This window comes from Sphingopyxis soli (genome assembly GCF_018682675.1).
GTDB lineage: Bacteria > Pseudomonadota > Alphaproteobacteria > Sphingomonadales > Sphingomonadaceae > Sphingopyxis > Sphingopyxis soli.
Genome location: NZ_JAFMTR010000062.1, coordinates 25514 through 34731 on the forward strand (window position 1 = coordinate 25514; position 9218 = coordinate 34731).

Annotated in this window: 12 protein-coding genes; 10 read left to right on the forward strand and 2 right to left on the reverse strand. The window is 65.7% G+C overall.

The annotated features are described in order from the left end of the window. Window positions 1-15 precede the first annotated feature (15 nt). Genes J1N50_RS09785 through J1N50_RS09830 form a run of 10 tightly spaced genes read left to right on the forward strand, consistent with a single transcriptional unit; the run spans window position 16 to window position 6982 of the window. Window positions 16-633, forward strand: a complete 618-nt coding sequence (locus tag J1N50_RS09785; RefSeq protein WP_215353350.1) for a flagellar basal body-associated FliL family protein — start codon at window positions 16-18, stop codon at window positions 631-633. Next, window positions 630-1544, forward strand: a complete 915-nt coding sequence (locus tag J1N50_RS09790; RefSeq protein WP_215353351.1) for a FliM/FliN family flagellar motor switch protein — start codon at window positions 630-632, stop codon at window positions 1542-1544. The genes J1N50_RS09785 and J1N50_RS09790 overlap by 4 nt, the downstream gene beginning before the upstream one ends. Further along, a complete protein-coding gene (gene fliN, locus J1N50_RS09795; protein WP_058456577.1) occupies window positions 1537-1869 on the forward strand; it encodes a flagellar motor switch protein FliN in 333 nt (110 codons plus the stop codon). Before J1N50_RS09790 ends, fliN begins: the two co-directional genes overlap by 8 nt. Beyond that, window positions 1869-2150, forward strand: coding sequence for a flagellar biosynthetic protein FliO (locus tag J1N50_RS09800; RefSeq protein WP_215353352.1), 282 nt, complete (start codon window positions 1869-1871; stop codon window positions 2148-2150). The genes fliN and J1N50_RS09800 overlap by 1 nt, the downstream gene beginning before the upstream one ends. Continuing rightward, window positions 2140-2940 (forward strand): flagellar type III secretion system pore protein FliP, encoded by an 801-nt coding sequence (fliP, locus tag J1N50_RS09805; RefSeq protein WP_246553327.1) that lies wholly within the window; start codon window positions 2140-2142, stop codon window positions 2938-2940. Before J1N50_RS09800 ends, fliP begins: the two co-directional genes overlap by 11 nt. Before the next feature lie 3 nt (window positions 2941-2943). Continuing rightward, window positions 2944-3213: a flagellar biosynthetic protein FliQ gene (locus J1N50_RS09810; RefSeq protein ID WP_058456574.1), complete on the forward strand. Its 270-nt coding sequence runs from the start codon at window positions 2944-2946 to the stop codon at window positions 3211-3213. A gap of 9 nt (window positions 3214-3222) precedes the next feature. After that, a complete protein-coding gene (gene fliR, locus J1N50_RS09815) occupies window positions 3223-4005 on the forward strand; it encodes a flagellar biosynthetic protein FliR (protein ID WP_215353353.1) in 783 nt (260 codons plus the stop codon). A gap of 3 nt (window positions 4006-4008) precedes the next feature. Continuing rightward, on the forward strand, window positions 4009-5148 hold the full coding sequence (gene flhB / locus J1N50_RS09820) for a flagellar type III secretion system protein FlhB (protein ID WP_215353354.1): 1140 nt from the start codon (window positions 4009-4011) through the stop codon (window positions 5146-5148). Between the two features lie 59 nt (window positions 5149-5207). Beyond that, complete coding sequence (gene fliD, locus J1N50_RS09825) at window positions 5208-6578, forward strand: flagellar filament capping protein FliD (protein WP_215353355.1); 1371 nt, start codon at window positions 5208-5210, stop codon at window positions 6576-6578. Window positions 6579-6586: 8 nt separating this feature from the next. After that, window positions 6587-6982 (forward strand): flagellar export chaperone FliS, encoded by a 396-nt coding sequence (locus tag J1N50_RS09830; protein WP_215353356.1) that lies wholly within the window; start codon window positions 6587-6589, stop codon window positions 6980-6982. 129 nt (window positions 6983-7111) lie between these two features. Here J1N50_RS09830 and J1N50_RS09835 read toward each other — a convergent pair whose 3' ends face one another. Continuing rightward, a complete protein-coding gene (locus J1N50_RS09835; protein WP_246553329.1) occupies window positions 7112-8179 on the reverse strand; it encodes a sigma-54 interaction domain-containing protein in 1068 nt (355 codons plus the stop codon). Window positions 8180-8360: 181 nt separating this feature from the next. Beyond that, a complete protein-coding gene (locus tag J1N50_RS09840) occupies window positions 8361-9218 on the reverse strand; it encodes a flagellar motor protein MotB (RefSeq protein WP_215353358.1) in 858 nt (285 codons plus the stop codon).

A 9218-nucleotide genomic window follows, 5' to 3' on the forward strand; every position in this document is an offset into this window, starting at 1 on the left:
AGGAAGGACCTGACCATGAGCAAGGACAAAGCCCCTGAGGGCGCCGAACCCAAAAAGGGTGGCAAGATGAAGAAGCTGCTGATGCTGGGCATCGGCGGCACCGCGCTGATCAGCGCGGGCGCAGGCGCCGGCATCTATCTGGGCGGCGGCCTTGGCGGCCATGAAGCGAAGCCCGAGGATCATTATCCGAAGCTTGTCGTGCGCAACGAGGGCGAGGAAGCCGCTGCTGCCGAAGGCGAAGAGGGCAAGGAGCCCGCGCCGAAGGTCGGCACCGTGTCGGTGCCGAACGACCGCTTCAAGGTCGATCCGCGCAAATATGAGATCACCTATTACCCGATGACCGACGCCTTCACGACCAACCTCGCCGACGGTTCGGGCTTCCTGCAGGTCGGGATCAGCCTGTCGACCTTCTACGACGGCAAGGTGATCAGCAACATCAAGCGCCAGCAGGTGCCGATCCGTTCGGCGGTACTGATGGTGCTCGCCGAACAGGATCCGGCGCTGCTCTCGACCTCGCAGGGCAAGCAGCAGCTCCAGCGCCAGTTGACCAATGCGATCAACGACGTCCTGCGCGAAAAGGAAGGCTTTGGCGGCATCGACAATGTCTATTTCACGAGCCTGGTGATCCAGTGAGCCTCGAACCGAAACCCATCGACACCTCGGCGAAGCAGGCTGCCGACGCAAAGGCGTCGCTGCTGCTGCGCAAGGCGGAGGACAGCTACGCCTTTCCGGTGCTCGACAGCGTCGGCAACCAGTTCGCGCGCAGCTTGCGCGACCTCGTCCGCGCGCTGGGCGCGCCGACGGTCAATGTCGAACGCGCCCCCGCAGTGCAGATGCGGTTCGCCGACTGGTGTCAGGACGTCTCGCCGGGCCTGTTCTGGCGCTATCACGCCCCACCCCTCAAAGGCCCGGTGCTGCTCGCCGCAACGCGTCCGCTCGTCCTCCAGCTCGTCGACATCTTCTATGGCGGCAAGGGCCAGCTCGGCAGCGAACGCGAAGAACTGACCGACGCCGAAGAGCGTTTCGCCGCGCGCCTCGGCCGCGACATGGGAATGCAGCTCGCTGCGGCGTGGAAGGCCGGGATCGAACCCGAACTCGACTGCGTCACCAGCGATCCCGCAAAGCTCGCGGCGGTCCGCGCCGACGACGAACTGCTCGTCCAGCGCTTCACGCTGCGCGGCGGGGTGTTCGAGGGCCGCACCATCCTCTGCGCCTATCCGCAGGCCGCGCTCCGCGGCATCGCCGGCGCCGACCCGATGCCCGAGATGCGCGATGCGCCCGCGATCGACCCCGAATGGACCGCGACTCTCAACAAGGCGCTCAAGTCCGTGCGTCTTCCGGTGCGTTCCGTGCTCGCGCGTCCCGAGATTCCGCTCGTAAAATTATTGTCGCTCGAGGTCGGTGATATCATTCCGTTAACCATTCCGCGCAATGTTCCGGTAACCGTCGCCGGCCGCAGTTTCGCGTCCGGCAGCATCGGGGAAGCCAATGGGAATGCTGCCATCATGATTGAGACTATCGAAAAGGGATCGGACCATGACTGACATGAGCGAAGCCCCCGGCCGCACCGACCGTCGCGACAGCCGGACGATCGCCGGCGCGCCCAATTTCGACCTGCTCGCGGGGGTCTCGCTGCGCGTCTCGGTCGAGGTCGGATCGACCTCGATGACGCTCGCCGAACTGCTCGCGCTTTCCGACGGCAGCGTCGTCGAACTCGACCGCGCCGCGAACGAGCTGCTCGACATCTATGCCAACGGCACGCTGATCGCGAAGGGCGAGATCGTCAGCGTCGACGGGCGATACGGCATCCAGGTCGCCGAACTCGTCGCGCCCGACCGCGGCATCGCGGGCTTCGAGCGGAGAGGCTGATGTTCGAATATATTCTTCGGCTGCTCATCCTGCTGCCGCTCGTCGGCGGCATGGCGTGGGGCAGCCTGTGGCTTTGGAAACGCGTCCAGATGGGCGTGCCGTTGACGCCGGGCGGCGCCAGGCAGGCGCGGCCGGTCGAAATGGTCGGCGTGTTGCCGCTCGGCCCCGGCACCAAACTTGCGGTCGTCGAATTCGCCGGACAGCAGATTCTGCTCTCGGTCTCGCGCGGCAATGTCACCCGCCTCGCCGACAACAGCCAGGGCGACTTCCATGCCGGCTAAGACGCCCGTCAAGGGATTGACGCCGCGCGCCCGCTGGCTGCGCCGCGCCGCCATCGCGGGCGGCATCGCGCTTCTCGCGACGGCCGCGCCCGCGCTCGCGCAGGAAGCCGACGCCAGCGGACTGACCCGCGCCGTCAACGAAATCGGCGGCAACGGCCGCCCGCTGTCGCTATCGCTGCAGATCCTCGTCCTGATGAGCCTGCTGACGGTGCTGCCGTCGCTGCTCCTGATGATGACCAGCTTCACGCGCATCATCATCGTGCTGTCGATCCTGCGCCACGCGCTCGGGCTCCAGCAGACGCCGCCGAACCAGGTGCTCGTCGGCCTCAGCCTCTTCCTGTCGCTGTTCGTGATGCAGCCCGTGATCAGCGAGGTGAACCGCGTCGCGATCGAGCCCTATGGCCAGGAACAGATCGATATCGGCACCGCCGTCACCCGCTCGGGCGACGCGCTGCACGGTTTTATGATGACCCAGACACGCAAGTCCGACCTGATGATGTTCGCGAAGATCGCCAAGGCGCCGACCTATGCGAGCCCGAAGGACGTGCCTTTCTCGATCCTGCTGCCCGCCTTCGTCACCAGCGAGCTCAAGACCGCCTTCCAGATCGGCTTCCTGATCTTCCTGCCCTTTCTGGTCATCGACCTGATCGTCGCATCGGCACTGATGTCGCTGGGCATGATGATGCTGTCGCCGACGGTCATCTCGATGCCTTTCAAGCTGCTGCTCTTCGTCCTCGTCGACGGCTGGGCGCTGACGATGGGTTCGCTCGCCTCCTCTTTCGGAACCTAGACGATGGAAGCCGATTATTTTGTCGGACTTGCGCAGCAATCGCTTTGGGTGCTCGCGCTCGCCTCGGCGCCGATCCTGATCCCGATTCTCGTCGTCGGCGTGCTGCTCGGCATGGTGCAGGCCGCGACCTCGATCAACGAACAGACGCTGAGCTTCGTGCCCAAGCTGATCGTGACCGCGATCTGCCTCGCGATCTTCGGCAGCAGCATCCTCGTGCTGCTGACCGATTTCACCCGCGACCTGTTCGCGGAGATCCCGAATCTGGTCCGCTAGGACCGCGCGATGGTCCCGGCCGAAATCCCGAATGTCGAAGCGATGCTCCAGCTCTGGATGCTGGGGATGATCCGCCCGGGCGCGGCCTTCATCGCCGCGCCGGTGTTCGGCGCCGCCAATGTGCCGGTGCAGCTCCGCCTCGTCATCGCGCTCGCGGTCGGGGTTCCCGCTGTTGCCGCGTCGGGGATGACGCTGCCGCCCGAAGGTATCGTCTCGGTCCCCGGTTTCCTGATGATCGTCGGCGAGGTCGTGATCGGCCTCGCGATCGGTTTCGTGCTCCAGATGGGGCTCGCCGCCGCGCTGCTCGCGGGCGAAACGATCAGCAACACGATGGGCCTCGGCTTCGCATCGATGGTCGATCCGCTGAGCGGCACGTCGAGCAGCGTCGTCGGGCAATTTCTCTCGATGCTCGCGACCGCGCTCTTCCTTGCCGCCGACGGGCATCTGCTGCTGATCCGGATCATCGTCGACAGCTATAATGCGCTCCCGCCCGGCAACGCCTTTCCGTCCTTCTCCGCGATCGGCGGGCTGTTGCGGTTCGCGAGCCTGATGTTCGCCGCCGGGCTGACGATCGCGCTGCCGGTCGGCTTCGTGCTCGTGCTCGTCCAGATGATCATGGGCGTGATCGGACGATCGGCGCCCGCGATGAACCTGTTCGCGGTCGGCCTGCCCGCGACCTTGCTCGCCGGCGTCGTCCTGCTCGGGGTCGCCACCCCGGCAATGGCCGAGGCGATCGCGCGTTTCCTGTCCGACGCGCTCGACATGGCGCGCGTCCTCGCCGCGGGGCGCTGAGCGATGGCCGGAACGACCGAACGCGACCAGAAGACCGAACAGCCAACCGCGAAGAAGCTCGCCGATTCGGCGCGCGAAGGCGATGTGCTGATGTCGAAGGAGCTTGCGACCGCGCTGATGATGCTCGCCGGCGCCGGCTGGCTGTTCGCCGCCGGCGGCTGGCTCGTGCAATCGGCAGGCGAACTTCTGAAGCGAGGGCTGACGCTGGGCGCCGACGATGTCGCGCATTTCGCGCCCGGCGAGGCGGTGATGCGCAATGGCGTCGAAATCCTGTTGCCGCTTTCGAGCCTATTCGCGCTCGCTTTGGTCGCGAGCGTCGCCGCCCCGGCGATGCTCGGCTCGTTCGGCTGGCGCGGCAAGGCGATCGCCTTCAAGGGCAACCGGATGAACCCGCTCTCGGGAATCAAGCGCATCTTCGGTCCGCAAGGCCTGATCGAACTGGTCAAGTCGCTCGCCAAGGTGCTCCTGCTCGGCACCATCGGCTATTGGCTCGTCGCGAACAGCCTGCCCGCGATCATGTCGATGGCGCAGGCCGACCTCAACGGCGCGATCGGGCTGGCCGGCAAGTCGGTCGGCCATGCGATGCTCGCGATGGCCGGCGGCCTCGTGGTCATCGCGCTGATCGACGTTCCCGCGCAATGGTATCAGCGCAACCGCCGCCTGATGATGAGCAAGCAGGAGGTGAAGGAGGAGATGCGCCAGTCCGACGGCGCCCCCGAACTCAAGCAGGCGCAGCGCCAGCGGCAGCACGAGATACTGAGCGGTTCGGCGCGCAAGGCCGTGTCGGATGCGACCGTGGTCCTCACCAACCCGACCCATTTCTCGGTCGCACTCCGCTATCGGCCCGGCCAGGATGCCGCGCCGGTCGTGGTCGCGCGCGGCCGCGGCGACGTCGCGCTGTCGATCCGCGAACTGGCACGCGGCGCCCATGTCCCGATCCTCGAATATCCGGCACTGACCCGCGCGATCTACTTCACCGCGCGCGCGGGGCGGACGATCCCCGAGGAATTGTTCGTCGCGGCCGCGACCGTCCTAGCCTTCGTCTTCCAGCTCGAACGCGCGGTCGCCGAGGGGATCTCGAAGCCATCGGTCGACGTGCCGCCGTCGCACCGCTTCGACCCCGAAGGCCGCCGACAAAATTGACCCTTCGGCGCTTAAGACACCGGAATCCCGGCCGTTAAGAAGCTCGAAGGATATTCACCATGGTTACATCGATCGCCTCTTCGCTCGGCGCCGGGTCGGGAATCGACATCGCAAAGCTGGTCAGCGACCTGTCGTCGGCGTCGCGCGAGCCGAAGGTCGCGCGTCTGGGCGGCCTGATCACCGCCAACACGGCGCGGATCAGCGCGGTATCGCAGGCGCGGTCGGATCTTGTCGGCTTTGCCGATTCGCTCGAACAGATGATTTCCGACGGGTCGCTGCGGAGCAAGCCGACAGTGTCGGACGAAAGCGTCCTAGCCGCGACCGCCCGTGCGGGCCTGCAAGCCGACAAATTCGCCGCAACGATTGTCGTCAACAGCCTTGCCCGCGCGCAGAGCAGCTATTCGGGCGTCGTCGCCGACAAGACGGCAGCGATCGGCACCGGAACGATGACCCTGACCGTCAACGGGGTTGCAAAGACGATCACCGTCGGCGCGACGAACAACAGCCTCGAGGGGCTCGCCACCGCGATCAACGCCAGCGGCGCCGGGGTGACCGCTTCGATCATCTCCGACCAGGGCGGCAGCCGCCTGATCCTGAAAGGCGCGACGGGCGCCGCCAACGCCTTCACGCTCACCGCCGACGGCGCCGCCGATCCGGGGCTCAGCGCTTTTGCGACCAATGGCGGCCTCTCGGTCGGCCAGACCGCCGCGAACGCCGAATTCACGCTCGACGGCGTCGCCTTCAGCCGCGCGTCGAACACGATCGACGACGTCGTGCCCGGCATATCGTTGACGCTCAAGAAGGCCGCTCCCGGTCAACCGGTCGACCTTGGCGCGAGCCGCCCGCTCGATATGATCAAGCAGACCGTTGGCGATTTCGTCGACGTCTATAACCAGCTCAAGAAGAGCCTGCAGGCGGCGTCGAAACTGTCGGGCGCCACGACGGGGCTGCGCGAGCTGGAACGCGAGCTCAATACGCTCGTCACCAAGGTGCTCACCAGCCATGGCAGCATCAACAGGCTCTCCGACATCGGCGTCTCGACCGCGAAGGACGGAACGCTGACGCTCGACAAGGTCAAGCTCGACGCGGTGCTGGCGTCGGACGCCGGCGCGGTCGAGGGGTTGTTCAATCCCCTTCGCGACGGCACGCACAATCCGGTCACCGACCCGGGCATCGCGGGCGCGCTAGACGCAATCCGCGACAAGGCGGTGGCGACCGACGGCGCGATCGGCCGGCTGGAGAAATCGCTGGCCGACAAGGGCACCTCGCTGTCGAAGGAACTCGAAAAGGTCGAGACCCGCGAAGCGGCGTACAAGGCGCGGCTTGAGAAGCAATATTCGCAGCTCGACGTCAAGCTGAACGCCTTCAAGGCGACGCAGGCCTATCTGGAGCAGCAGATCAAGCTGTGGTCCAATTCCAATAACGACTGATGGTACCGATGACGACCGCCACCGCCTCGACCGTCCGCGCGACCGGACTCTATCGCCGCCTGCAGAACGAAAGCCGGGCAAGCGCGGCCGACCCGATCGAGCTCGTGACCATGCTCTATGACGAGCTGGAGACCGCGGTGGGCGTACTCGCGGCGATGGTGCGCCAGGGGCAGCGCGTGTCGGCGACCGAACCCGCGCACCGCGCCCGCGCGATCCTGATCGGACTCGACGTCGGGCTCGATCACGAGAATGGCGGCGACGTCGCCGAGGCGCTCGCCCGCGTCTATCGCAGCATGCGGCGCAAGCTCGACAATGCCGTCGCCGCGAACGATGCCGACGAGCTCGACGAGCTGCTCAAGGGCATTGTCACCGTCAGTTCGGCCTGGCGCCAGCTGCGCCAGTAATTTGTCACGACCCTGAAAAGGGTTCGGCACCGGCCGCTTCCCCGCTGCCGCCAAAGGTGGGGACAGGCGACAGAGGGAATGATGCGACCGGTGCCGAATTCAGCGGCGCCGAAACTGGTGGGGTAGTTATCAGGCGGCCTGCTGCTGAACTCCATATTTGCGCATCTTCTCGATCAGCGTCGTGCGCTTCAGGGTCAGGAGGCGCGCCGCCTCCGAGATGATGCCGTCGGCGAGGTCGAGCGCATTGTGGATCTGTTCGAGCTCGATGTTTTCGATCTCGCGCTTAAGGTCGATCGGGCGGCCCGGGGCCGGCGTTTTGGCGAAGGGCATCGGCGCGGGCTGGCCGTCGTCGATCGCGGCAGCAGCGATCGGAGCAGCCGGGCGCGGCGCCAACACCGCGGTCGGATTCAGAAGCATGGCGACGTCGTCGGCGCCAAGCGTCTCGCCGCCGTAAAGCACGCTGGCGCGCTCGACGAAATTGCGCAGTTCGCGAACATTGCCCGGCCAGCGATGCTCCATCAGCACCGCGAGCGCGGCGTCGTCATAGCGGCATTTGGTTTCGCCGGGCATGTTGCGCTGGAAATGGCGGATCAGCGCCGGAATATCCTCGACCCGCGCCGCGAGGCTCGGAACCTGCAGGACAACGACGCCGAGGCGGAAGAAAAGGTCCTCACGGAAACGGCCGTCGGCGACCGCGGTGCCCATATCCTGGTGGGTCGCCGAGATGACGCGGACGTCGACTTTCTTCATCTCGCTGCTGCCGACGCGGACGATCGTCCGGTCTTCGAGCACGCGGAGAAGTTTGACCTGCATGTCGAAGCGCATGTCGCCGATTTCATCGAGGAAGAGCGTCCCGCCCTCGCTCGCTTCAAAATGCCCGATGCGGCGGGCGTGGGCGCCGGTGAAGCTGCCCTTTTCATGCCCGAACAGCTCGGATTCGATAAGGTCGGCGGGAATGGCGCCGCAGTTGATCGCCGAGAAGGCCTTGCCCGAACGGATGCCTTCATCGTGGATCGCGCGGGCGACCAGTTCCTTGCCCGAGCCCGAGGGGCCGCAGAGCATGACCGATGCATTGGAGCGGGCGACCCGCCGGATCATTTCGCGAAGCTGGACCACCGCCGGGCTGTGCCCGATGATCAGCGCCTCAAGCGCCGAGCGATCCTTTCCATTCTGTCCAACAGTCTGCCCCACGGTCATTTTCGTCTCCACCGCGCCCCCCATTCGGCGCCCTCTTGATGGAGACAGAAATTGAGGAAAATGGTAAACGAATGATTATCCAAATTAACACAACCCATTGAAAACAAAGCATTATTGCCAGACTGGCAGTAATGTTGGCGCAATTTGGTCGTTTACGAATTTTAATACTGCCAGATTGGCTCTATTTCTCGTCCCCGACCCGCCAGCCGAGGGTGATCGAGATCCGGCGGTTGCGCGGATCGAGCCGGTCGACCGGGTTATAGGGCTCGCGATCGGCGACGCCCTCGATGCGCGCGTAGCGGCTGCCGTCGACCCCGCGGTACTCCAGGAAGTTGCGAACCACCTCGGCGCGGTCGACCGACAGGCGCCAGTTGTTCATGCCCGTTTTGGTCGACCAGGGCGCGGCATCGGTATGGCCGCGGATCATCACCCGGTTCGACGTCTCGGCGATCGGCTTGGCAATTTCGCTGAACAGCTTCGCGCCGGCGGGCGTCAACTGGCTGGTGCCCATGGCGAACATCGAGAAGTCGGCATCGTCGACGACGTCGATGCGCATCCCCTCGGTCGTCACGGTGAAGCGCAGGTTGCGCGCAAGGCGCTTGAGCTCGCCCTTTTTCTGGACGCGCTCCATCATCGATTTCGCGACCTGCGCGAATTTCTCCTTTTCGCGCTCGCGCCCCGCCGCTTCCTTCGGGCCGCCGACGGCGTCCTTGGGGATGGTCAGCGAGCGTGTGCCCGTCTGGCCCGCGCGGTGCGGATAGCGGTCGGCCGAGACGATCGAATCGCCGCCGAACAGGCTTGCCCCGCCGGCGCTCTCCTGCTTGGTCTTGACGATCGTCGGCGCGAAATAGTCCGCGAGCGCCTTGCGCTGCTTCTCGGTCGTCGCGCCGAGCAGCCACATCAGCAGGAAGAAGGCCATCATGGCGGTCACGAAGTCGGCATAGGCGACCTTCCACGCGCCGCCGTGGTGGCCGCCATGGCCTTCCTCGATCACCTTCTTGACGATGATCGGCCGGACGAGATTGGGACGCGCGGCCAC

What these genes read in the sequence shown, in the direction of transcription:
- fliD (WP_215353355.1), top strand. Translation starts at nt 5,208, where the DNA reads ATGGTTACATCGATCGCCTCTTCGCTCGGCGCCGGGTCGGGAATCGAC.
- J1N50_RS09785 (WP_215353350.1), top strand. Translation starts at nt 16, where the DNA reads ATGAGCAAGGACAAAGCCCCTGAGGGCGCCGAACCCAAAAAGGGTGGC.
- J1N50_RS09835 (WP_246553329.1), bottom strand. Translation starts at nt 8,179, where the DNA reads ATGACCGTGGGGCAGACTGTTGGACAGAATGGAAAGGATCGCTCGGCG.
- J1N50_RS09830 (WP_215353356.1), top strand. Translation starts at nt 6,587, where the DNA reads ATGACGACCGCCACCGCCTCGACCGTCCGCGCGACCGGACTCTATCGC.
- J1N50_RS09810 (WP_058456574.1), top strand. Translation starts at nt 2,944, where the DNA reads ATGGAAGCCGATTATTTTGTCGGACTTGCGCAGCAATCGCTTTGGGTG.
- fliR (WP_215353353.1), top strand. Translation starts at nt 3,223, where the DNA reads ATGGTCCCGGCCGAAATCCCGAATGTCGAAGCGATGCTCCAGCTCTGG.
- J1N50_RS09800 (WP_215353352.1), top strand. Translation starts at nt 1,869, where the DNA reads ATGTTCGAATATATTCTTCGGCTGCTCATCCTGCTGCCGCTCGTCGGC.
- flhB (WP_215353354.1), top strand. Translation starts at nt 4,009, where the DNA reads ATGGCCGGAACGACCGAACGCGACCAGAAGACCGAACAGCCAACCGCG.
- fliN (WP_058456577.1), top strand. Translation starts at nt 1,537, where the DNA reads ATGACTGACATGAGCGAAGCCCCCGGCCGCACCGACCGTCGCGACAGC.
- fliP (WP_246553327.1), top strand. Translation starts at nt 2,140, where the DNA reads ATGCCGGCTAAGACGCCCGTCAAGGGATTGACGCCGCGCGCCCGCTGG.